We start from the raw sequence: 22,170 nt of genomic DNA, 5'->3' as shown, positions 1-22,170 counted from the left end.
ATCCTTGCCTTGACAGCAAGAAGTGAATGCGTGTTCACTTCTTGAATGGCCTACCGACGGACCCCTGCCGTGCAGGAGCGCATCGACGCCTCGCGCACCGGGCTGGTGACCGCCGCGACCCAGCTCGTCGGCGAGCGCGGGTACGCGGGATGCTCCGTCGCGGAGGTCGCCGCGCGCGCAGGCGTCGCCACCGGGACCGTGTACCGGCACTTCCCCACCAAGGGCGAACTGTTCGCCGAGGTCTTCCGCGGCGCGTGCCGCCGAGAGGTGGACGCGGCGACGGCCGCCGGCGCCGCCGCCCGCACGCGGGTCGATGCGGTCCTGGCCACCGTTCGCACCTTCGCCGACCGGGCCCTGCGGGCCCCACGGTCGGCATACGCGCTGCTCGCCGAACCGGTCGATCCGCTCGTCGACGCCGAACGCCTCGTGTTTCGCGAAACGTACGCCGACGTCATCGCCGCGCAGATCGCGGCCGGTGTCGCCGCGGGCGAGATTCCCGAGCAGGACCCCGCTGTGACCGCGGCCTGCCTCGTCGGCGCCATCGGCGAGGCCCTGGTCCTTCCCTTGGCGCGCGGAATTGCGGATCCCGACATCGTCGCCGCCCTCGAACGCTTCACCCGACGCGCCCTCGGCACCTCCACGGATGGGAATGCACCATGACCGCAACACACACCGTCACCAACCAGGTTCCACCCCTTCTCGGTCACGATGTCGCGGAGTATTCGGTGATCCTGGAGGCCCTGCAGCGCGACGGTGCGCACGACGCGGTCGACGACCTCCACCGCATCGGCCGACTCGCCGGAAGTGCGGAGGCCCAGAGATGGGGCGACCTGGCGGAAGAGCACCCACCGGTGCTGCACACCCACGACCGGTTCGGGAATCGGATCGACGAAGTCGTCTACGACCCCAGCTATCACCGGTTGATGACCACGGCAGTGGAACTGGGCCTGCACGGTGCCCCGTGGCGCGAGGAGTCCCCGCACGCCCACCTCGTTCGAGCCGCGAAGTCCAGCGTGTGGGGCACCGTCGATGCCGGGCACGGCTGCCCCATCTCGATGACCTACGCCGTCGTCCCCGCTCTGCGCGCGAACGCCGACCTCGCCGCACAGTACGAACCGTTGCTCACCAACCGCTCCTACGATCCGAGTCTGCGCGCGCCGCTCGAGAAGACCGGGCTCACCGCCGGTATGTCGATGACCGAGAAGCAGGGCGGGTCCGACGTGCGAGCCAACACCACCACCGCGACACCGCAGTCGGACGGCACGTACCGCATCACCGGCCACAAATGGTTCACCTCGGCTCCGATGTCCGACATCCTGCTGGTGCTCGCGCAGGCCCCGGGCGGCCTGTCCTGCTTCTTGCTCCCCCGCGTAATGCCGGACGGCACTCGCAACCACATGGCGATCCAGCGGCTCAAGGACAAACTCGGCAACCACTCCAACGCCAGCAGTGAGGTCGAGTACGAGAACGCGGTGGCGTGGCTCGTCGGCGACGAGGGGCGCGGAGTTCCGACCATCATCGAGATGGTGAACATGACCCGGCTCGACTGCACACTCGGGTCGGCCACGGGAATGAGAGCCGGAACGGCGATGGCGATCCATCACGCGACGCACCGGCGCGCCTTCGGCAAGGCCCTCGTCGATCAACCGTTGATGCGCAACGTTCTCGCCGACCTCGCGGTCGAAGCCGAAGCGTCCACCACCGTCGGATTGTGGTTGGCCGCGCTGACCGACGACGCCGCGGCCGGGGATGCCCGAGCCACGGCGTTGCGTCGGATCGGTCTCGCGGTGAGCAAGTACTTCGTGTGCAAGCGCGGGCCCGCCCACGCGGCCGAAGCCCTGGAATGCTTGGGCGGCAACGGATATGCGGAGGAATCGCGGATGCCGAGGCTCTACCGCGAGGCTCCACTTCTGTCGGTGTGGGAGGGATCCGGCAACGTCGCCGCTCTGGACACCCTCCGTGCCGTCGCCCGGCAACCGGAGACCCTGGGCGTGTTCTTCGACGAGTTGGATTGCGCCGCAGGCGCCGACGCACACCTCGATCGAGCCGTGCGGGTACTGAAGAAGTCCTTCGACGATCCGGACACCCTCGAACACCGCGCCCGACGCGTCGTCGGCGATCTCGCTCTCGCGCTTCAGGGTTCCCTGCTGGTGCGCCACGGACACCCGGCCGTGGCCGACGCGTTCACCCGCAGCCGCCTCGGCGGCGACTGGGGCAGCGTGTACGGCACGTTGCCGACGGGCGTCGACACCGCAGCGATCATCGAGCGGTCGACACCGAAGGTGTGATCGTCACCGAGCGAGGCCGGTCCGGGAATCCGGGGAGCGATAAATCGGTTGGTTCCTTCGGCGACCGATGACACGATCGTCAGTCGCCGACCCAAGGAGTCGCCAGTGTCCACGGGAGTGCTCGATCCTCCGTCCCCGACCGCGGATCGGCCGTACCCGAACGAGGACACACCGGTGTCCTCACTGCGGCGTTTCGCGCCCTTCCTTCGCCCCCACCGGTGGTCGTACATCGGCGCCGTCGTGGTCGCACTCGTCGCGACGCTCACCGGCCTCGCGATTCCCCTCGTCATCCAGACGGTCGTCGACGGACCCATCGCGGATCGTGACTTCGACGCCGTCTGGTGGCCGGCCGCTCTGCTCCTCACGCTCGGCACCGTCGACGCCTTCGGTATCTGGCTCCGGCGCTTTCTGGTGTCCGGACCGTCGAGCCGATTCGAGGTGACCGCTCGCGCAGCGGTATTCGCGAAGCTGCAGCGCGTGTCGGTGTCGAGTCACGACAGTTGGGAATCCGGTCAGCTCCTCTCCCGCGCCATTTCGGATCTGTCGTCCCTGCGCCGCTTCGTTGCGTTCATCGGTCCGTTCCTGATCGTCAACGCGGTGACCCTGGTGGTCGGTCTGGTGATTCTGCTGGTGCAGGCGTGGCAGTTCGGGGTGATCATGCTCGTCGTCTCGGTGCCGCTGGTCGTCGCCTGCGTTCGTTTCGAGGAGCTCTATCGCGTGGTCGCGCGAGACGCTCAGGATCAGGTCGGTGACGTCACCACCACCGTGGAGGAGTCCGTCCAGGGCATCCGCGTGCTCAAGGCCTTCGGCCGCAGCGCTCATCTCGGTCGCAAGTTCCTGTCCAAGGCATCGACATTGCGCACGACCGAACTGACCAAGGTGCGCTACCTCGCCGTTCTCTGGACGATCATCGTCGGGCTGCCCCCGATCGCGATCGGCGCGATGCTGGCGTTCGGCACGTACTCCATCGTCGGAGGGACCATGACGCCCGGCGTCCTGGTGGCCACGATGGCGATCGTGGCATTCCTGTTGTGGCCCATCGAGTCCTTCGGCTTTCTGCTGGCGGAACTGAACAACGCCCGAACCGCCGCGGACCGCTACTGGGAGATCATGGACACCCCGGACACGATCACGGACCCCGACGCTCCGGTCGATCTGCCCGATCCACTTCGTGGTCATCTGACCATGAATCACGTCGCGTTCCGCTTTCCCGACGCTCCGACGGCGCTTCTTCGCGATGTCGACATCTCCGTGGCGCCGGGTGAAACCGTGGCGCTCGTGGGCAACACGGGCAGCGGCAAGACCGTGCTCACGACACTGATCCCGCGCCTGTTCGACGTCACACGAGGCTCGATCACCGTCGACGGCGTCGACGTGCGCGACCTTCGCCTCGCCGACCTGCGGTCCGTCCTCGCCGTGGCCTTCGAGGATCCGGTGTTGTTCTCCGCCAGCGTTCGCGAGAACGTCGCGCTCGGACAGCCCGACGCCACCGACGACGACGTACGCGAGGCACTCGACGTCGCGCACGCCACCGATTTCGTCTCGGATCTGCCCTGGGGGCTCGACACCCGGATCGGTGAGCAGGGAATGAGCCTGTCCGGTGGACAACGTCAGCGACTGGCGCTGGCTCGTGCCGTACTCGGGCGACCCCGCATCTTGGTTCTGGACGATCCTCTGTCCGCCCTGGACGTCGACACCGAGGCGAAGGTGCAGCGAGCGCTGCGCCGAGTCCTGACCCATTCCACGACCGTGCTCGTGGCCCATCGACCCTCGACCGCCGCGCTGGCGGATCGAGTGGTTCACCTGGAGAACGGAACCGTGGTGGAAGAGGGAACGCACGAGCATCTGCTCGCGACGTCCGCGAAGTATCGCTACGTCATGGGGTCGGTCGATGGCTGATCCACAGACCGACTGGCGGGGCGTCGGCGGCGAGGAGGCCGACATCGACCGCACCGGAAATCTGGTGCTGGCCGGACGTTCTCGGGCCCTGCTGCTGTCGTTGCTACGACCGCACCGGGCGCGGACCGCGGTGGCCCTCGCCATCATCTTCCTCGACAATCTGGCCTTCGTCGCGGGTCCGCTGTTCATCGCCTACGCCCTGGACAACGGCGTGTCGGCGGCCGTCGACGGGCGGTGGGCCCCACTGGTCTGGGCGATCGTCGGATACGTCGGCGTCGGGTTCCTCGGCAGCGCCACGACGTACGCCTTCCTCATGGTGTCCGGGCGGCTGAGCCAGGACATTCTGTTCGACCTCCGTGAACGGGTGTTCCGCCACACCCAGAGCCTGTCGCTGTCGTTTCACGAGAAATACACGTCGGGCAAAGTCATCTCGCGGCTGACCAGTGACGTGGAGTCGCTGCAGACTCTCCTCGAGAGCGCCCTGAACGACGCCTTGACCGCCATCCTGTCGGTGGTCTCGATCGCCGTCATTCTGGTGTATCTCGATGCGCCCCTTGCCGCCATCGTGCTCGTCGGGTTCGTACCGCTTCTGCTGGTGACGCGGTGGTCCCAGCGTCGGCAACGGCAGGGATACCGTCGTACCCGGGTCTCGATCGCGAAGGTCGTCGTCCACTTCGTCGAGTCCATGGTGGGCATTCGCGCGGTGCAGGTGTTCCGCCGCGAGAAGCGCAACGAGGACATTCTGTACGCCGAGGACTCGGAGTACCGCGACGCGACCACCACCTCGCTGCGCAGCATGGCCACCTACAGCGGGCTGGTGCGCTGGATCGGCAACGTGACCCTTGCGGTGATCGTCGTCGTCGGCAGTTGGCGCGTGATCGACGGGCAGCTCGAGATCGGAGTCCTGACGGCCTACGTGTTGTATCTACGTCGGTTCTACGGCCCGCTGGACGAGTTGGCCCAGGTGTTCAACGCCTACCAGTCGGCGGCCGCCGCACTCGAGAAGATCTCGGGTGTGCTGGAGGAGACGCCGACGGTGCCCGAGCCGGCCGACCCCACACCCCTCGGAATCGCCTCCGGGACCGTCGACTTCGACGACGTCCACTTCGCCTACTCCGAAGGCGCCTCGGTGCTGCCGACCTTCTCGCTCCACGTCCCCGCGGGGCAGGTGGTGGCGATGGTCGGCGCCACCGGAGCCGGGAAGTCCACGTTGGCAAAGCTTCTCGCTCGCTTCTACGACCCGAGCGACGGCGCCGTTCGGCTCGACGGAACCGATCTACGCGAGCTCGCCGACGAGGATCTGCGTCGCAACGTCGTCATGGTGACGCAGGAATCGTTCATGTTCTCCGGTTCCATCGCCGACAACATCCGACTCGGGCGACCCTCCGCGACGGACGACGAGGTACGCGGCGCCGCGGCGGCGGTCGGCCTCACCGACTTCGTCTCCACCCTGCCCGACGGTCTCGACACCGACGTCCGCAAACGAGGAGGTCGGCTCTCGTCGGGTCAGCGTCAGCTCGTCGCATTCGCTCGGGTCTTTCTCGCCGCACCGTCGGTGATCGTGCTCGACGAAGCGACCTCGAGCCTCGACATCCCTGGCGAGCGACTCGTGCAGCAAGCCCTGGAGACCATTCTGCAGGGCCGGACCGCGCTGATCATCGCGCATCGACTCTCCACCGTGGCGATCGCCGACCGCGTGCTGGTGATGGCCGACGGCGCGATCGTCGAGGACGGGACGCCGGACGCCCTGATCGCCGCGGACGGCAAATTCGCGCACCTCGACGCGGCGTGGCGGGAGAGCCTGGTCTAGCTCCCGCCACCCGATTCTGCGACCGAAACGTGCACCCGCGAACGACATTTCGCGCGCAGTCGACCATTTCGGTCGCAGAATCGAGCGCGTGGGAGCGGGCGGACGGTCAGGCGTCGACCAACTCGGCCCAACCGCGCCCGCGACGCTTCGCTGGTCGCCAACGCCCGGTCGAGCTCCGCCCACGCCCGACGCAAGCGCTCCTCGTCCCGCCTGGCCTGCTTCTGCGCCGCGTTCAACCGCTTACGTTGGGAGGCAAGCACTCTCGCCTCGCGATCCGCGACCAGCAGATTCCAGAACACGATGGGGTCGTTGTGCACGATGCCTCCTCCTCGATGTCGTCGTTCGGCGTGATCGAGAGCAAGCATGACGGGGCGCGACGAGAAGCGATACCGATTTTTCCCCGGATGCCGTCGATCCGCACCCCTTACCCACAGCACACACCCCCTGCAGCACACTGCAATCGGTGCGAATCCCTACAACCAGTGCGAACCGGGGACCGCCCGACACAACGCGAGGAGCGTCTAGGTCTTCTGCACGTCCCGCCCGTGCGTGATCTTCTTGGGCGACGAATCCGCCATCAGCTCCACCAGCACATCGGCCACGCGCGGATCCGTCAGCAACGCCAGGTGTCCCGTCCCCGGCAAGGTGTACACCTCGTCGATCGGACCACGAGCGCTGCGCAGCGTCACCAGGCCGTCACCCACCGCATCGGCCCACCAGGCGTGCGGATCCGCGGCCAGGGTGGCGCCGATCGCGACGTGTCGCACTCCCTCGGCCAGGGGAACATTCGTGGCACGCCGAAGATCGTCGATCCCTTGACTGCGCACATCGATCAGGTCCGCCCACGACGTGGTCTGCGGCACCTTGCGCAACGCGTTCGCCAACTTGTAGGCACCGTCGGCCAGCGGCGCACCCTCGTGCGGCGTGCCGAGGTAGCTCGCGGTGCGCACCAACGGCAACCACGCCTTCGCCGAGGGTTCGGCGCACGCACGCCGCAGCACCAACCCGCCCATCGAATGCCCGACGAGGTCGATGCGGGTCACCGGAACGGGCCACACCGAGACCAGCTCCCCGACCAGCGACGCCAGCGCAGCGCCGTTGTCGACGATGCCGGTACCGGTGTTGTATCGCAGCGCCACCGCGCTGACTCCGTGCTCGGCCAGTATCTCCCCGTAGCTCCCGCGACCGCCGTGGCGGTAGTACCAGGCTTGTTCGGTCTCCCCCAACCCGTGGACGAGCACCGCGATGTGACCCGTCGCCATGGGAAACGCAGCGGTGAGCACGGCGGTGTCGTTGGCCACCACTCGCCGCTGGTGGTGCGGGCCGAGCTCGACGGCCAGATCGTTACCCTCGGCGACGAGCCGATCCCCCAGCAGTCCGTTGACCGCTCCGACCAGCACCGATCCGGGTGCGGACGACGTCACGGCGTGCGACACGGCCTCGGGCGGCAGCAGGGTGGAGCCCGCGGCCACCGCTTTCGCCGCGACTCGTCCCCCGCCGCGCACCATGGCGTAGACCGCGTCGGAGATCACCTCGTTCGCCACACGGACGGGTGCGGCCGGCGGTCCCAGAATGCCGAACACGATGCCGTTGATCGCGCGATGGGTCCCCTGCACGGGCCGGCTGATCTCGGTGATGGCCGACGCCACCACGTCGGCCGCACCCGCCACTTCGTTACGTCCCCCTGTTGAGTGCACACTTGTACTCTAACCCGACGGCCGCGCGGCAGTACAGGTTCTCCGAGCGCCCAGCGTCAGGCGACCTTGACGACCAGCTTGCCGAAGTTCTTGCCCTGCAACAGGCCGAAGAACGCCTCGGGCGCGTTCTCGAGCCCCTCGACCACGTCCTCGCGGTACTTGAACTCGCCGGACTCGACCCATCCCGACACGTCGCGCAGGAAGTCCTTGTACAACTCCGCGACGTACTCGTTCTGGATGAAGCCTCGGATGGTGAGGCTCTTGGTGAGCACACGGGTGAAGAAGCCGGGGAGCCGGTCGGGTCCTTCCGGTGCCTGCGTGTCGTTGTACTGCGCGATCAGGCCGCAGACCGGGATGCGCGCATACAGGTTGAGACGCGGCAGAACCGCCGCCGCGACCGCGCCGCCCACGTTCTCGAAGTAGACGTCGATGCCGTCGGGGGTCGCGGCCTTCAGCTGCGCCCGGAAGTCCTCGGCCCGGTGGTCGATCGCCGCGTCGAAGCCGAGCTCGTCGATCAGGTAGGCGCACTTCTCGGGTCCACCGGCGATGCCGACCGCGCGGGCGCCCTTGACCTTGGCGAATTGGCCGACCGCGGACCCGACGGGGCCGCTGGCGGCCGCCACCACGACGGTCTCGCCCGGTTTCGACTGCCCGATCTTGGTCATGCCGGAGTACGCGGTGAACCCGGGCATCCCGAGCACACCGAGCGCGGTGGACACCGGCGCTGCGGACGAGTCGAGGACGCGCAGCTGCTTCGCGTCCGCGACGTCGTGGGTCTGCCACCCCGAGTACGACTGCACGGTGTCGCCGACCTTCACCCGGTCGCTGCGTGATTCGAGAACCTCGCTCACGGTGCCACCGACCATGGTGTCGTCGACGGCAACCGGCTCCGCGTAGGACTCCGCGTCGCTCATCCGGCCCCGCATGTACGGGTCGAGCGAGAGATACAGGGTCTTCAACAGCACCTGTCCCTCGCCCACCTCGGGTAGTTCGGCGGTCTCGGTACGGAAGTTCTCGGCGGACGGAGTTCCGTGGGGGCGGGAGGCGAGCACGATGCGGGTAGTGGTGGTCATCGTCCCGACGCTACTCTTCGGGGCTCGCGGATCAGGACAGCAGGTTCTTGCGGACCTTACCCATGGGATTGCGAGGCAGTTCGTCGACGACGCGCACCTCCCGCGGCCGCTTGTGCACCGACAACTGTTGTGCCACATGAGAAACCACGGCATCCGGATCCACATCGCCGACCACGAACGCCACGATGCGCTGCCCGAGATCCTCGTCGGGAAGTCCGACCACCGCCACCTCTCGAACCCCGTCCACGCCGAGTACGGCCGTCTCGACCTCCCCGGCGCCGACCCGGAACCCGCCGGTCTTGATCAGGTCGGTCGACTCCCGACCGACGATGCGATGGAACCCGTCGCCGTCGATGACGGCCGCATCGCCGGTGACGAACCAGCCGTCGTCGGTCCACGATGCCGACGTGGCCTCCGGCCGATTCAGATACCCGTCGAACAACTGCGCCCCTCGCACCTGCAGGCTGCCGATGCTCTCGCCGTCGTGCGGAACCTCGTCGCCGGACTCGGACCGCAACCGGGTCTCCACCCCGCGCACCGGAACGCCCACCCACCCGGGACGACGCTCTCCGTCGGCGCGGGTGCTCAACGTGATCAGGGTTTCGCTCATGCCGTAGCGCTCGACGGGTTCGAGCCCGGTGGCCGCGGACAGGGCCTCGAACACGGGCACCGGGAGCGCGGCGCTCCCCGAGACGAGCAACCGGGCGTGGGACAGGGCGCGAGCCGACTCGGGATCGGACACCACGCGCGACCACACCGTCGGCACCCCGAAGTAGATGGTGCCGCTCGCTGCCGCGTAGTTCTCGGGGGTCGGCCTGACGGTGTGGATCACCCGGCTGCCGATGCGCAGCGGTCCGATCAGCCCGAGAAGGAGACCGTGGACGTGGTAGAGCGGAAGACCGTGCACCAGAACGTCGTTCGCCGTCCATCCCCAGGCCTCGGCGAGAGCGTCGAACCCCGTCGCGATCGCGCCGCGGCTCAGGACGACGCCCTTCGGCGGGCCGGTGGTTCCGGAGGTGTACAGAACGAAGGCGGTCGCCTCGGAACCCGCCTCGGGATAGCTGTGCCATGACCGCGCGTGCATCCGGACCGGCACCGCCGGTAATCCCCCGGAGTGTTCCGGAACCGCGCCGAGCCACGCGCGCGCACCCGAGTCTCCGAGGATGTGGTCGATCTCGGCCGGGCCGGAATCCGGCGGGACGGGGACCACGGGCACACCCGCGATGAGGGCACCCACGATCGCGATCACCGTGGATGCCGTCGGCTCGGCCAGGACGGCCACTCGATCGACACCCATGATGCGTTCGGCGACCGAGGTGCCGGCGCCGATCAGATCGCTGCGCGAGAGCACGGTCTCACCGACCGTGACGGCGTCCTCGAGATCGGATCCACGAGCGACGGCATAGGAATTCAGAGACCTGAGCAGCACTCGACGAGTCTGTCACAGGGGCCACCGGGACGACGGCGGCGATCAGGACGCGCGAGCGAACAGGTCCGCCTCGGCACACGAACATCCGCCGGCGATCACGGAGCAGTCCACGACGAGGGAGTGCCGCACGAGGTGCCAGTGCTCGCACTCTCCGTCCGTGCACTCGACGATGTCGGTGCTGTGCACCACCAGGGTGCCGTGGCAGTGATCGAGGGCCCCGTCGCACTCGGCGCACCGGGTGGTTCGCGATGTGATGGCGTCACTGACTGTGTTCATACGTCATGACTACCACCGCACCCCGACACGAACGGGGTCCCGACACGGCTCGGAATCAGAAGAACACGGTGAGAATCGTCGCGATCGTCGCCGTGCCGAGCATGGCGACCACCAGAACGGCCGCGACCAGCTTGATTCCGGACTGCGAGGACCGCTCGTCGGTTCCCCACTCCTCGAACGCGTCCACGTCGACGCCGTCCTCGGCGAAGTAGTGGACCTCGCCCGGCGGCTCCCACTCCGCGCCGCTCGCGCGGATGCGCGATTCCAGAACGGCCAGTCGCTCACGCACGCGCGGCGGGTACGCACGGGAGGGGGCGTTGATCGGCAACCGATTGGCCAGCACCAACGGGGTCGGGCACGACGCCACGAATTCGTCCAGGGCCGAACGCACCAACGGGTCGGTGTCGTCGCGATCGGTGAGGAACCACGCGGCCCCCGCGCCGATCCGGTCGTCCATCGCCAGGCAGGTGTAGCCGAGCAGATCCAGTACCGGTTGCGACGCGGCGTCCTGCTCGAGCAGCGAGGTCAGCCGCTTGCGCGCGTTCCACGGTTCGCCGCGGGCGAGATCTTCCTGCGCTCGATCGATGGAGGCCACGGTGTCAGACCGTCAACCGGGCGACGGCCGCGGCGATGCGCTCGTCCGTCGCCGTCAGGGCGATGCGGACGTGGTGCGCGCCGGTCGGACCGTAGAACTCGCCCGGTGCCACGAGGATGCCCCGCTCGGCGAACCAGCGGACCGTGTCCCGGCACGGTTCGTCGCGGGTCGCCCACAGGTACAGGCCGGCTTCGGAATGATCGACGCGGAAACCGGCGGCGACCACCGCGGTCAGCAGCGCGGTGCGGCGATCCCGGTAGCGAGCGCGCTGATCGCGTTCGTGCGCGTCGTCGGAGAGGGCCGCAGTCATGGCGGCCTGCACGGGCAGCGGAACCATCATCCCCGCGTGCTTGCGCACCGCGAGCAGCTCGGACACCAGCGCCTGATCGCCGGCGACGAACCCGGCGCGGTAGCTGGCGAGGTTGGAGGTCTTGGACAGCGAGTGCACGGCGAGCAGACCGGTGTGGTCACCGCCGGAGACCTCGTCGGCGAGGATCGACACGGCGGGGCCGTCCCAGGACAGACCCAGATAGCACTCGTCGGACACCACCACGGTGCCGCGCTCGCGGGCCCACTCGACCACCTTGCGCAGGTGCGCCGCACCGAGCACGCGGCCGCTGGGATTGGCAGGTGAGTTCACGTACATCAGCGCCGCACGCTCGGGACCGAGCCGCGAGACCCCGTCGGCGCGCAGCACTCGCGCACCCGCGAGCAACGCCCCGACCTCGTAGGTGGGGTAGGCCAACTCGGGCACAACCACCAGGTCGTCGGATCCGAGGGCCAGCAGAGTGGGAAGCCAGGCGATCAGCTCCTTGGTGCCGACGACGGGCAGGATCGCACTGTCCGCGACGCCGTCGACGCCGTACCGGCGAGCCAACGCGGAGGTGGCGGCCGCTCTCAGTTCCGGGGTGCCGGCGGTGGTCGGGTAACCCGACTCCCCCGACGCTCGCGCGAGCGCATCCCGAATGACGTCGGCAACCGGGTCGACGGGGGTTCCCACCGACAGGTTCACGATGCCGTTGGGGTGCGCTCGCGCGAGCACGGTGACGTCCGCAAGGGTGTCCCACGGAAAGTCGGGCAGAACGCCCGACAGACGCCGAACGGTAGGGCTCGAGGTCAACTCTCGCCCATCGGCGGGAGTGCCTTGATGAAGGGCGGGTCGAAGTCCGTCTTGCCCACCTTGGCGGCGCCGCCGGGCGACCCCAGGTCGTCGAAGAAATCGATGTTGGCGCTGACGTAGGCGGACCACTGCTCGGGGACGTCGTCCTCGTAGAAGATGGCCTCGACCGGGCAGACCGGTTCACACGCTCCGCAGTCCACACACTCGTCGGGCTGGATGTAGAGCATCCGGCCGCCCTCGTAGATGCAGTCCACCGGGCATTCCTCGATGCAGGCCTTGTCCAGGACATCGACGCACGGTTCGGCAATCGTGTAGGTCACTGACGTTCTCCTCAGACTCTCTTCGCTGCGCGTGGATCGGTTCCGTTCGCGCTCTGCGCGTCCCGGTCGATCCATTGCCGCCCCTGTTTGGCGGCCCGGGAAAGAGCACCACGTTCACCGAAGTACCCGGCTACAGCTCCCACTACAGGCAGGTTACCGAGCCATCGGTAAACGGTACGGCTGCGGGGTCGCTTGTCCAATTCGCCGCTCACGGCACGCAGAATTTTGGTGACCGACCACAGCGCGGACAGAAGTGCGAACGGAGACCGGGACAGCTTCCCGGACTTGTCGGTCGCGTCGTCGTCGAGGTCCGCGTTCGGCTCGGGCGCGCCCACCGACGTCCCCGGCGTCAGTTCTCGGTTGCACAGCACCGAGGCGAGGAGGCGCACCTGACGATCGTCGTCGTGGATACCGCACTCACGGGCCACGGCGACGAGAACGATGGCCTGGTTGGCGAAACCGAGCAGGTCGCCCAGGGGAAGCCGTCGGGCGAGGACGCCGAACACGCCCGGAAACGCCACGGCCACGTTGCCGATGCCGCCGACGCGGCGAATCCACCACTGGATGCGCTGGTCCAAGGACATCGATTCCCACGACTTGGTCCCGGGTGCGTGAGCCGCGTCGAACACCTTCGCGACGGCGTCGAGCGCGGCGTCCACCGTCGAGGTCGAACCCTCGTCCACGGCGAAGGTGCGCTTCTTGATGCCCAACGGATCACGGTCGGCGAGAAGTTCGAGAACCGGATCGATGACGTGCACCGCGGCCTTGAGTACCCCGGCGACGCGCTCGTCGCCCAGATGATCGGTGCTCATGCCGCCGTCCGATCGCCGTAGGCGGTGGTGCGTTCCACGGCGCGGCGGCCGATGCCCTCCGCGATGGCGCGTAGCTCGTCCACGGTTTTCTCCGATCCATGTTGCGATCCCGCCATCCGCGAGATCGTCTCTTCCATCAGCGTGCCGCCCAGATCGTTGGCGCCGCCGTTCAGCATGACCCGTGTACCCGTGGTGCCGAGTTTCACCCACGAGGTCTGGATGTTGTCGATGCGGCCGTGCAGCATGATGCGCGCGAGGGCGTGCACGGCACGGTTGTCGCGCTGCGTCGGTCCGGGCCGCGATGCGCCGGCCAGGTACAGCGGCGAGCTCTGGTGCACGAACGGCAGCGGGACGAACTCGGTGAAACCGCCGGTCCGATCCTGGATGCGCCGCAGCACGTTCAGGTGTCCGACCCAGTGCGACGGGTTGTCGACGTGGCCGTACATCATCGTCGAGCTCGACCGCAGGCCCACCTCGTGCGCGGTGGTGACCACGTCGATCCACGTCTGCGCGGGCAACTTGCCCTTGGTGAGCACCCAGCGCACCTCGTCGTCGAGGATCTCGGCCGCGGTGCCGGGAATGGTGTCCAGTCCCGCCTCGCGGAGTTCGACGAGCCAGTCGCGCACCGACTGACCACCGCGCGAGGCCCCGTTGACGATCTCCATCGGCGAGAACGCGTGCACGTGCATGCTCGGCACGCGCTTCTTCACCGCGCGCACCAGGTCGGCGTATCCGGTGACCGGAAGTTCGGGATCGATCCCGCCCTGCATGCAGACCTCGGTGGCGCCGAGAACGTGTGCTTCCCACGCACGGTCGGCGACCTCGCTGGTCGAGAGCGAGAACGCGTCCGCGTCCCCCTTGCGCTGCGCGAACGCACAGAATCGGCACCCGGTGTAGCAGATGTTCGTGAAATTGATGTTGCGGTTGACGACGTAGGTGACGTCGTCCCCGACGACGTCGCGGCGCAACCGGTCGGCGAACGCCGCCACGGCGTCCAAGGCCGAACCGTCCGCCGTCGCGAGGGCCAGATACTGCTCGTCGGTGAGTCCACTCGGATCCTTCTCCGCCGCACGCAGAGCAGCGGCGACGTCCCGATCGACGGACTCGAGCGCGGTCAGTCCGGCCACCTGCTCCCGAATCGACTCCCAATCACCGAAGGCCGAACCGATGTCGCTGCGGGTGTCGGTGTTACGGCCGTCGGTGTCGATCTCGGTGTTGAGGTCGACCCGGCCGGTGGACTCCCACACCTCGTCGGGCTCCTGCCAGGGCAGACCCACGGGAACGACGCCCACGGCCGCCAACCCGGTCTCCGGATCGGACAGCGCCCGCACGTGGGCCGCGATGCGTGGATCGATCCACGGGCTGCCGGCCCGTACGTACTTCGGCTGCGCCGCAGTACGTTCGGTGAGCACGAAGCCCGCCGACGCGCTCATCTCGGCGAGGGTGTCCAGGTTCGGCCAGGGGCGTTCGGGGTTGACGTGGTCGGGGGTCAGCGGCGACACGCCGCCCCAGTCGTCGACGCCCGCGGCCAGCAGAGCCCGGCACTCCTCGACTGACACCAGATTCGGCGGCGCCTGGATCCGCATGGCCGGGCCCATGAGGATTCGGGTCACCGCGATGGTGGCCAGGAACTCCTCGAGACCGGCGTCGGGAGTCGACCGCATCGCGGTGTCGTCCTTGGCGAGGAAGTTCTGCACGATGACTTCCTGCACGTGCCCGAAGGCTTTGTGCGAGGCCCGAATCGCCATGATGGACTCGGCACGATCACGAATCGTCTCACCGATGCCCACGAGGATGCCGGTGGTGAACGGCACCGTCAGCCGACCCGCGTCGGTCAACACACGCAGCCGTACCTCCGGGTCCTTGTCGGGGCTGCCGTAGTGCGCTTGGCCCTTCACCTCGAACAGTCGCCGCGAGGTGGTCTCGAGCATCATTCCCATCGACGGGGCAACGGGTTTGAGCCGCGACATCTCCTCCCAACTCATGACGCCGGGGTTGAGATGGGGCAGCAGCCCCGTCTCCTCCAACACGCGGATCGACATTGCGCGGAGGTAGTCGAGCGTCGAGTCGTAACCGCGGGCGTCGAGCCACTCCTGAGCTTCCGGCCACCGGGCCTCCGGACGGTCACCGAGGGTGAACAGTGCTTCCTTGCACCCCATCTCGGCACCGCGGCGGGCGATGTCGAGCACCTCGTCCGCTTCCAGGAACATGCCGTGTCCGGCGGCGCGCAGCTTTCCGGGAACCGTGACGAACGTGCAGTAGTGGCACGTGTCGCGGCACAACCGCGTCAGCGGGATGAACACCTTGCGGGAGTACGTCACCGTGCCGGGACGGTCCTCGGCCGCCAGGCCGGCGTCGCGCACCCGCGCAGCGGAGGCACCGAGGTCCTCGAGGTCGGCGCCGCGCGCATGCAACAGCACCGTCGCCTCGTCGACATTGAGGGCCACGCCGTCGCGGGCTCGCCGCAGAGCTCGTCGCATGGCGGACGCGCCAGGAGGCGGCTCGGGAGCTGCAGACGAGTCGTGGGTGGTGTCCGCTGACGCGGTGGGGCGCGCGGACGCGGTCGGGTCGGGCAACATCGTCACCCACCGATCATGCGCCACCGGTCGACGCCGGTGCCACCGCAGGGGCGGCGGACACGATCGATCCGCCCTCCCCGCTCCCCCGGATAGGGTGGATCACATGTCCACCGGCCCGTCCGATCTCGGTTCCCCCGGCCCGGCCGGCGACGTCTCCCGGTCGGTCGTCGAACCCGCCCACCGACCGAGCCCCAGAGCCGTGAGTCTGTGGGCCGTCAACGCCGCCCTCGCGTGGGTCGTGCCGGTGATCGCCCAGATCGTCTGGTTCGTTCTCGACGGCACCCCGCGGTGGCCGCACCTCCTGGTGGCGGCGCTGACCCTGCTCCTGGCCGGATTCCACATCGTCGTCGTTCCCCGCTGGCGGTTCGCCGTGCATCGGTGGGAGATCAGCGACACCGCCGTCTACACGCGCACCGGCTGGTTCACCCAGGAACGACGCATCGCTCCGATCACCCGGATGCAAACCGTGGACACCGAGCGCGGACCGCTCGACCGACTCTTCGGCCTGTGCACCGTGACGGTCACGACGGCCTCGGCCGCCGGTGCGGTGAAGATCACCGCACTCGACAACGAGACCGCGGACCGATGGATCGCCGTCCTCACCGAGATCGCCGGGCGTGACGGTCGAGACGCGACGTGACGCTCCCACCCCCGCCCGCCACCGGGCCCGATGCTGAGGAGCGAGAGGAACAGCTTCCGTGGTTGCGCCTGGACCGGCGCATGCTGCTGATCCACCCGATCACCGAGCTGGTGCGCTTCGTCCCGGTTCTGCTGGTCTCGGTCTTCGCCGGGGGCAGCACCGGGAACTACTGGTTCTCGCTCGTGGTGATCGCGTTCGTCGTGATGTCGGCCCTGGCCAAGTGGTTCACCACCGGGTATCGGCTCGGACCCGTGCACGTGCAGCTGCGCACCGGGCTGTTCCAGAAGAAGATGCTCTCGATTCCGCGTACGCGCATCCGCAGCGTGGACCTCGAGGCCGGCGTGATGCATCGGGTCCTGGGACTGACGATCGTGCGGATCGGCACCGGTCAGCGTCTCGACAACAACGACGCGCGGTTCGAACTCAACGCCCTCGACACGTCCATCACGCCCGCACTGCGCGACGAGCTCATGGCCGCATCCCTGGTGGGAGACCGGCCGGCGGACCGTGATCCCGACGCTCCTCCTCCGGCGCCCGCCTCGGACATTGCGGGGTTCCGGTGGTCGTGGGTACGTTTCGCACCGCTCTCGGCAACCGGAGTCGCCACCATCGCGGCGGCGGGCGGGCTCCTGGTGCAGTCCGGACTCGGTAACGCGGTCCGCAGCTCGGAGGCCGTCTCCGAGACCGTGCGGACCGCGGAGCGCCTCGGGGTCGTCGTCGCGGTGGGTGCGGCGGCCGTCGTTCTGCTGATCGCGGCGAGCGCACTGGCGTGCGTGCGCTACCTGCTGGTCTACGGAAACCTCACCGTCACCGATTCCGGTTCCACGGTCCGCATCGGTCACGGTCTTCTCCGCACTCGCCAGGCCACTCTGGACTCCGAGAGGCTGCGCGGCGTCACCGTTCACGACCCGCTGTTGCTGCGCCTCGCGCACGGGGCCGCGCTGGACGCGGTCATGACCGGGGTGAGCGCGGAGAAGGGCGAGTCCTCCCTCGTTCTGCCCAGTGCACCCCGGTCCGACGTCAGCCGAGTCGCCGCCCGCATCGCCGCGAACCACGACGTCCCGAATCCGTACGCGGCGCGGTTGCGTCGGCACGGTGCCGTGGCGCGGCAACGGCGCTACGTCCGAGCCCTGGTTCCGGTGGCGGTACTGATCGTGGCCCTCGTTCCGATCGATCGCGTCGTGCGACCGCTGCCGTTCGCGGTGTGGCCCGCGCTCGCCGTCCTGATCGTCGCCGCGGTCGCCGTCGCGGCGGACCGCTACCGCAACCTCGGCCACGACGCCGGGGCCGGGTGGCTGGTGACCCGTCAGGGGTCCCTCGACCGCCGATGCGACGCGATCGACGGGGACGGTGTCGTGGGGTGGACGGTGCGTCAGACGTTCTTCCAACGCCGAGCGGGCGTCGCCACCCTGGTGGCCGCGACCGCGGCCGGGCGGGGTCGGTACGAGGTGATGGACGTACCGGAAGACGTAGCGTGGGGAATCGCCGAGACGGTCCGGCCGGGCGCAGGTGACGTGTGGACGCGGTGACCGCCCGTACGGTCGCCGAGCTCGATCGTCAGGTCTGCGAATGTCGGGCGTGCCCGCGGCTCGTGGCGTGGCGCGAGGAGGTGGCCAGGGTCAAGCGTGCCGCGTTCGCGGATCAGACCTACTGGGGGCGGCCCGTTCCCGGCTTCGGACCCGACGACGCCCGGCTGCTCGTGGTGGGCCTCGCGCCGGCCGCGCACGGCGCGAACCGGACGGGCCGAATGTTCACCGGCGATCGCAGTGGAGACGTGCTCTACGCGGCGATGCACGCCGTGGGACTCGCCTCCCAGCCGACGTCGACGCATGCGGGCGACGGACTCGAACTGTACGGAACGCGCATCACGGCGCCGGTGCACTGCGCCCCACCGGACAACGCACCCACTCCGGACGAGCGGGATCGGTGTCGCACCTGGCTCGAGGCCGAGCTGCACCTGCTCGCACCCACCGCGCGGGCGTTGGTGGTGCTCGGCGGATTCGGCTGGCAGGCAGTGTTTCCCGTGCTGGCAGCGGCGGGATGGGCGGTGCCGCGGCCCCGCCCGAAATTCGGTCACGGCGCTCACGTGGTTCTCGAACCGAGTTCGGCCGACCGGCAGCCTCTCCACGTGTTCGGTTGCTATCACGTCAGCCAGCAGAACACCTTCACCGGGCGGCTGACTCCGGCCATGGTGGAGGAGGTGCTCGCCGCCGCAGCGGGCGCCGCGGGCCTCGAACTCGATCCACCGACGCGGGTCGATTCACCGACGCGGCCCGATCCACCGATCTAGTCGGAGAGGCGAATCGCGAACAGCTGTGCCACCGGCGGAAGCAGTCCACCCGCGAGAAGCAACAGAACCCGCCAATCGGCCGCCAGGAGAACGTCGCCACCGGGGCCGCCCATCATGCACACGAGCAGACCCGCGAAGAACGCGAGCAGAGGAAGTGACGCCCGAAAGACGGTGTGCGACACCGAGTACGCGACCCTGATCAGCAGAACGTTCACGGCCCCGGCGAGAATCGCGCTCACCGGCGCCTGAACCGGACCCACGTAGAGGGGCAGGAACAGGACGGCCAGCACAGCACAGAGGAAGCCGTCCAGGATCAACGCGCCGAGAATGGACACCTTGATCCCGGCGACCAACTTCTCGCCCGGATGGGTGGTGGACGACGACACCGACGGGCCGTCGGCGATCGCGTGGGTCACGACGGCGTCCGTCAGCGCGGCGGGAAGCCGATCGAGGTGAGGAAGTTGCTGACCGTGGCGGCGAAACCACCGACGGCGTCCAGATAGATCTGGCGCTGGATGTCCGCGGTGGGACGAAGGGAATCCACGAACGCCACGATCGCGTTCTGCAGGTCAAAATTCATCGAGCAGGCTCCTCCGGATCGACCGCTCCCGGTGTGACGCACACCGGTGCGGGGCACACCGCGGACGTCCGACCCCGCGCGGTGATGCCGACCACAGTGTAACCCGGCACCGTCCCGGTTTCGGACCGGGACGGTGCGATCCGGTCGACGGTCACAACAGTCCGGCGAACAGGCTGTTCTCGCGACCGCTGCCGTCCCTGGGCCCGAGCGAGCCCCGCACCAACACGTACTGCTCCTCCTCGAACACGGGCTGGGCCACGTCGTTCGACAGGGCGTATGCGCGCCCCGACGCGGACACGGTCACCTGAGTTGCGTGCGCGCGCAACGCTCGTCGCTTCGCCGACAGCACCGACCGGACGTCGACGGAGGTCGTCACGTCGGCGTCGGGAACGCTCGGCAGCTCACCCGGCACCGGCATGCGCCACGAGGGAAGAAGGTCGTCGTATCCCGCGAGCCGATCGACTCCCGTCGTCAGCTGCTTCTCCCCCGTGACCGTCCAGTACGTCTTCGTCACGGCCCACTCCGCGGCCTCCACACCTCGGGTCGCCAGGCGATGGACCTGCATGTGATCGGGATGGCCGTACCCGCCGTGCGGATCGTAGGCCACCACCACGTGCGGACGAACGTCCTCGATCACCGACACCACGGCGGCGAGGGCCTCGGCGGGGTCGGCGTTGACGAACGCGCGCGGGTGGTCCGCGGCCGGGGTGCCGATCATTCCGGAGTCGCGCCATCGGCCGGCTCCGCCGAGAAATCGCGGCCCGCGGCATCCCAGTGCATCCAGGGCTCCGGTCAGTTCGTGAATCCGGTATCCGCCCAATTGATCCGCTCGATCGGCGACCAGGCCGGCCCAGGTGTTCCCGATGACCTCGCCCTCCTCGCCGAGGGAGCACGTCAGCACCGTCACGTCCACACCCTCGGCGGCGGCCAGCGCGATGGTGCCGCCGGTGGTGATCGTCTCGTCGTCCGGATGGGCGTGCACGAGGAGCAGACGACGCCGTTCGGTCACCGGGTCTGCCTCGTCCACTGATCGGCATCGCCGTAGATCCCGGCCTCGACCGGGCCGCTCAGCCCGACGCCCGTCACACCCGGCCCGGTGGCGACGACGGACGCGTCCTGGACGATCGGCAGCACCACAGCCAGGTTCCACAGCTCGTCCTGAGCCGCCAGCACGGTCGATGTTCCGTCCGCGTCGCCGCGCATCGCCGCGGCGATCGAGGGTTCGAGAGAGGGGTCGCAGATGCCGGAGATGTTGCGCGGCGACACCGTACCCGGAATCGAACTGTCCTCGGTCGTGGCCGCACCGGGAACGAATTCGGTTCCATCGCAACCGAATCGCGAGGACAGCGCCGTCGCGGGGTCGCTACCGGCATGCGTCCAGCCGACGACGGCGTCCACCTCGCCGGTCTGCAGTGCCGTTCCGTACAGCTCCTGAGGGTCCGTCGGAGCCACTCGGGCGTCGATACCCGCTGCGCGTAACTGATCCGCCGCGGTGTTGGCCACCGCGAGGGCGATCGTGTCGGTTTCCGGCGCGCCGATCACCAGCGTCAACGCGTCGTCTGCGGGCGAGGACGGTGTGCCCGACCGGGACGGAGCGGTGGTCGTGGTGGCCGCCGCGGTCGAGGGCTCGAGGGCCGGCGGAAGCGGCACGGGTGTGTAACCCGCCGACGCCAGGCGGGCGAGCGACTCCTCGCGGCCGAGCGGCTCGGGTGCGGAGACTTCGTAGCCGGGCTGCGACGGCGTGAGTACCTGCGCGCGTGTGGGTTCGACGAACGCACCGCTGCCCGCGGCGACCCGCGAGAGCAGTTCGACGTCGAGCAGACCGAGAACACCTCGCCGCACATCCACATCGCTCAGTTCCGCCGACCGGCCGTTCAGCGTCAACTCCAGGGCACGCGGGCGCAACCGCGTGTCGGTGCGGACGTCCGGTATCGCCCCCAGCTGTTGGAGGGTGGTGGCGCCGCCGCGAATCTCGACCACCTGCGCGTCACCGGATCGCAGCGAGTCCGCGGCCTGCGCATCGGTCCCGGCGCGGCGCAGCAGGATCTCGTCCGGCGTGGCGGGTTCGCCCCAGTACCGATCGTTGCGCTCGAGCAGTACCTCGTCGCGACCACGGTCGACATCCTCGATCCGAAAACGGTTGCCGGACACCGGAACGTTGTCGCGGAGTCCGCGCTCGAATCCGCCCGGCGAATCCTTCAGCAGGTGCGACGGCAACAGCGAGGAGAAGAGCTGACGCCACGCCGGGTAGGGCTGGTTCATGACCACCCGCACGGTCTTGCCACCGTCGGTCGAGAGCACGTTGTCGATCGCGGCGTAGCCGGCGGAATCCACGACTCCCGGCTCGGTGATCATCTGTTGCCAGAGATAGACGAAGTCCTCGGCCGCGATCGGCGCGCCGTCCGACCACTGGGAGGTGTTCCGCAAGCGGTACTCGACGGTGAACGGTTCCTCGGAGATCACCTCGGCCGACACGAGCAGCGATTCGTCCGGAACCCATTGCGTTCGTTGCGGATCCGCGGGATCCACGACCGCCAGAAACGGTGACGGGAGCACCAGGGACGACACCGCGAGGTTCGCCGGCGACTGGTCCGCCAACAGATGCGGATTGAATCCGGTACCCACGTCGTCGACCGCGACCACCACCGGATTCCCGGTGGTGGCCGGAGCCGCGGGGGGCGTCGTGAACGCCGACGTCTCGGCACTCTCGATCGGTGGTGGCGGATCGGCAGTGCACCCGGACACCACCATCACGACGGCGG

At 68.7% G+C, this 22,170-nt stretch carries 20 protein-coding genes; 7 read left to right on the top strand and 13 right to left on the bottom strand.

The features are described 5' to 3' along the window. Window positions 1-45: 45 nt before the first annotated feature. From ACY466_RS08390 to ACY466_RS08375, 4 genes are all read left to right on the top strand, one after another. The gene (locus tag ACY466_RS08390) at window positions 46-660 is read left to right on the top strand and encodes a TetR/AcrR family transcriptional regulator (protein ID WP_463251573.1); all 615 of its coding nucleotides are present in this window, start codon (window positions 46-48) and stop codon (window positions 658-660) included. After that, window positions 657-2,288, top strand: coding sequence for an acyl-CoA dehydrogenase family protein (locus ACY466_RS08385; protein ID WP_463251571.1), 1,632 nt, complete (start codon window positions 657-659; stop codon window positions 2,286-2,288). The genes ACY466_RS08390 and ACY466_RS08385 overlap by 4 nt, the downstream gene beginning before the upstream one ends. A gap of 105 nt (window positions 2,289-2,393) precedes the next feature. Further along, window positions 2,394-4,187: an ABC transporter ATP-binding protein gene (locus ACY466_RS08380; protein ID WP_463251570.1), complete on the top strand. Its 1,794-nt coding sequence runs from the start codon at window positions 2,394-2,396 to the stop codon at window positions 4,185-4,187. Then, on the top strand, window positions 4,180-5,997 hold the full coding sequence (locus tag ACY466_RS08375; protein ID WP_463251568.1) for an ABC transporter ATP-binding protein: 1,818 nt from the start codon (window positions 4,180-4,182) through the stop codon (window positions 5,995-5,997). The genes ACY466_RS08380 and ACY466_RS08375 overlap by 8 nt, the downstream gene beginning before the upstream one ends. Before the next feature lie 521 nt (window positions 5,998-6,518). On the opposite strand, the gene ACY466_RS08370 is transcribed toward ACY466_RS08375, so the two are convergent. Genes ACY466_RS08370 through ACY466_RS08330 form a run of 9 tightly spaced genes read right to left on the bottom strand, consistent with a single transcriptional unit; the run spans window position 6,519 to window position 15,898 of the window. Then, on the bottom strand, window positions 6,519-7,694 hold the full coding sequence (locus tag ACY466_RS08370) for a lipase family alpha/beta hydrolase (protein ID WP_463251565.1): 1,176 nt from the start codon (window positions 7,692-7,694) through the stop codon (window positions 6,519-6,521). A gap of 56 nt (window positions 7,695-7,750) precedes the next feature. Then, complete coding sequence (locus ACY466_RS08365) at window positions 7,751-8,767, bottom strand: NADP-dependent oxidoreductase (RefSeq protein ID WP_463251563.1); 1,017 nt, start codon at window positions 8,765-8,767, stop codon at window positions 7,751-7,753. Between the two features lie 31 nt (window positions 8,768-8,798). Continuing rightward, the gene (locus ACY466_RS08360) at window positions 8,799-10,196 is read right to left on the bottom strand and encodes an acyl-CoA synthetase (RefSeq protein WP_463251561.1); all 1,398 of its coding nucleotides are present in this window, start codon (window positions 10,194-10,196) and stop codon (window positions 8,799-8,801) included. Between the two features lie 42 nt (window positions 10,197-10,238). Continuing rightward, window positions 10,239-10,472 carry a hypothetical protein gene (locus ACY466_RS08355; RefSeq protein WP_463251559.1) on the bottom strand — a complete coding sequence of 78 codons (234 nt, stop codon included), beginning with the start codon at window positions 10,470-10,472 and terminating at the stop codon, window positions 10,239-10,241. Between the two features lie 55 nt (window positions 10,473-10,527). Then, window positions 10,528-11,067 (bottom strand): DUF6584 family protein, encoded by a 540-nt coding sequence (locus tag ACY466_RS08350; RefSeq protein ID WP_463251556.1) that lies wholly within the window; start codon window positions 11,065-11,067, stop codon window positions 10,528-10,530. A 4-nt stretch (window positions 11,068-11,071) separates the two neighbouring features. Beyond that, window positions 11,072-12,160, bottom strand: a complete 1,089-nt coding sequence (dapC, locus tag ACY466_RS08345) for a succinyldiaminopimelate transaminase (RefSeq protein ID WP_463252181.1) — start codon at window positions 12,158-12,160, stop codon at window positions 11,072-11,074. Window positions 12,161-12,183: 23 nt separating this feature from the next. Then, window positions 12,184-12,507, bottom strand: a complete 324-nt coding sequence (gene fdxA, locus ACY466_RS08340) for a ferredoxin (RefSeq protein ID WP_463251554.1) — start codon at window positions 12,505-12,507, stop codon at window positions 12,184-12,186. 11 nt (window positions 12,508-12,518) lie between these two features. Further along, window positions 12,519-13,319 carry a hypothetical protein gene (locus ACY466_RS08335; protein WP_463251552.1) on the bottom strand — a complete coding sequence of 267 codons (801 nt, stop codon included), beginning with the start codon at window positions 13,317-13,319 and terminating at the stop codon, window positions 12,519-12,521. Then, the gene (locus ACY466_RS08330) at window positions 13,316-15,898 is read right to left on the bottom strand and encodes a bifunctional FO biosynthesis protein CofGH (RefSeq protein ID WP_463252180.1); all 2,583 of its coding nucleotides are present in this window, start codon (window positions 15,896-15,898) and stop codon (window positions 13,316-13,318) included. The genes ACY466_RS08335 and ACY466_RS08330 overlap by 4 nt, the downstream gene beginning before the upstream one ends. Window positions 15,899-15,992: 94 nt before the next feature. Here ACY466_RS08330 and ACY466_RS08325 point away from each other — a divergent pair, with 94 nt between their 5' ends. From ACY466_RS08325 to ACY466_RS08315, 3 genes are all read left to right on the top strand, one after another. Beyond that, window positions 15,993-16,538, top strand: coding sequence for a PH domain-containing protein (locus ACY466_RS08325; protein WP_463251550.1), 546 nt, complete (start codon window positions 15,993-15,995; stop codon window positions 16,536-16,538). A gap of 80 nt (window positions 16,539-16,618) precedes the next feature. Next, on the top strand, window positions 16,619-18,067 hold the full coding sequence (locus ACY466_RS08320; RefSeq protein WP_463252179.1) for a PH domain-containing protein: 1,449 nt from the start codon (window positions 16,619-16,621) through the stop codon (window positions 18,065-18,067). Continuing rightward, window positions 18,064-18,828: a uracil-DNA glycosylase gene (locus tag ACY466_RS08315; protein ID WP_463251548.1), complete on the top strand. Its 765-nt coding sequence runs from the start codon at window positions 18,064-18,066 to the stop codon at window positions 18,826-18,828. Before ACY466_RS08320 ends, ACY466_RS08315 begins: the two co-directional genes overlap by 4 nt. Here ACY466_RS08315 and ACY466_RS08310 read toward each other — a convergent pair. From ACY466_RS08310 to ACY466_RS08295, 4 genes are all read right to left on the bottom strand, one after another. Beyond that, the gene (locus ACY466_RS08310) at window positions 18,825-19,244 is read right to left on the bottom strand and encodes a hypothetical protein (RefSeq protein WP_463251546.1); all 420 of its coding nucleotides are present in this window, start codon (window positions 19,242-19,244) and stop codon (window positions 18,825-18,827) included. The genes ACY466_RS08315 and ACY466_RS08310 overlap by 4 nt on opposite strands. An 11-nt stretch (window positions 19,245-19,255) precedes the next feature. Then, a complete protein-coding gene (locus ACY466_RS08305; RefSeq protein ID WP_463251544.1) occupies window positions 19,256-19,408 on the bottom strand; it encodes a hypothetical protein in 153 nt (50 codons plus the stop codon). A gap of 151 nt (window positions 19,409-19,559) precedes the next feature. After that, the gene (mshB, locus tag ACY466_RS08300) at window positions 19,560-20,417 is read right to left on the bottom strand and encodes an N-acetyl-1-D-myo-inositol-2-amino-2-deoxy-alpha-D-glucopyranoside deacetylase (RefSeq protein ID WP_463251542.1); all 858 of its coding nucleotides are present in this window, start codon (window positions 20,415-20,417) and stop codon (window positions 19,560-19,562) included. After that, entirely contained in the window at window positions 20,414-22,159 is a 1,746-nt protein-coding gene (locus tag ACY466_RS08295) for an ABC transporter family substrate-binding protein (RefSeq protein WP_463252178.1), read from the bottom strand. The genes mshB and ACY466_RS08295 overlap by 4 nt, the downstream gene beginning before the upstream one ends. Window positions 22,160-22,170: the final 11 nt, after the last annotated feature.

The organism is Rhodococcus sp. K11/5, assembly GCF_055193735.1.
Note: the sequence above shows the minus strand (reverse complement) of the source record. Positions and strands in the feature narration are given on the sequence as shown.

Coding starts and splice junctions, on each gene's coding strand:
- ACY466_RS08295 (WP_463252178.1), bottom strand. CDS start 22,159: ATGGTGGTGTCCGGGTGCACTGCCGATCCGCCACCACCGATCGAGAGT.
- ACY466_RS08390 (WP_463251573.1), top strand. CDS start 46: ATGGCCTACCGACGGACCCCTGCCGTGCAGGAGCGCATCGACGCCTCG.
- ACY466_RS08320 (WP_463252179.1), top strand. CDS start 16,619: ATGCTGCTGATCCACCCGATCACCGAGCTGGTGCGCTTCGTCCCGGTT.
- ACY466_RS08385 (WP_463251571.1), top strand. CDS start 657: ATGACCGCAACACACACCGTCACCAACCAGGTTCCACCCCTTCTCGGT.
- ACY466_RS08355 (WP_463251559.1), bottom strand. CDS start 10,472: ATGAACACAGTCAGTGACGCCATCACATCGCGAACCACCCGGTGCGCC.
- ACY466_RS08365 (WP_463251563.1), bottom strand. CDS start 8,767: ATGACCACCACTACCCGCATCGTGCTCGCCTCCCGCCCCCACGGAACT.
- ACY466_RS08335 (WP_463251552.1), bottom strand. CDS start 13,319: ATGAGCACCGATCATCTGGGCGACGAGCGCGTCGCCGGGGTACTCAAG.
- ACY466_RS08375 (WP_463251568.1), top strand. CDS start 4,180: ATGGCTGATCCACAGACCGACTGGCGGGGCGTCGGCGGCGAGGAGGCC.
- ACY466_RS08305 (WP_463251544.1), bottom strand. CDS start 19,408: ATGAATTTTGACCTGCAGAACGCGATCGTGGCGTTCGTGGATTCCCTT.
- ACY466_RS08330 (WP_463252180.1), bottom strand. CDS start 15,898: ATGTTGCCCGACCCGACCGCGTCCGCGCGCCCCACCGCGTCAGCGGAC.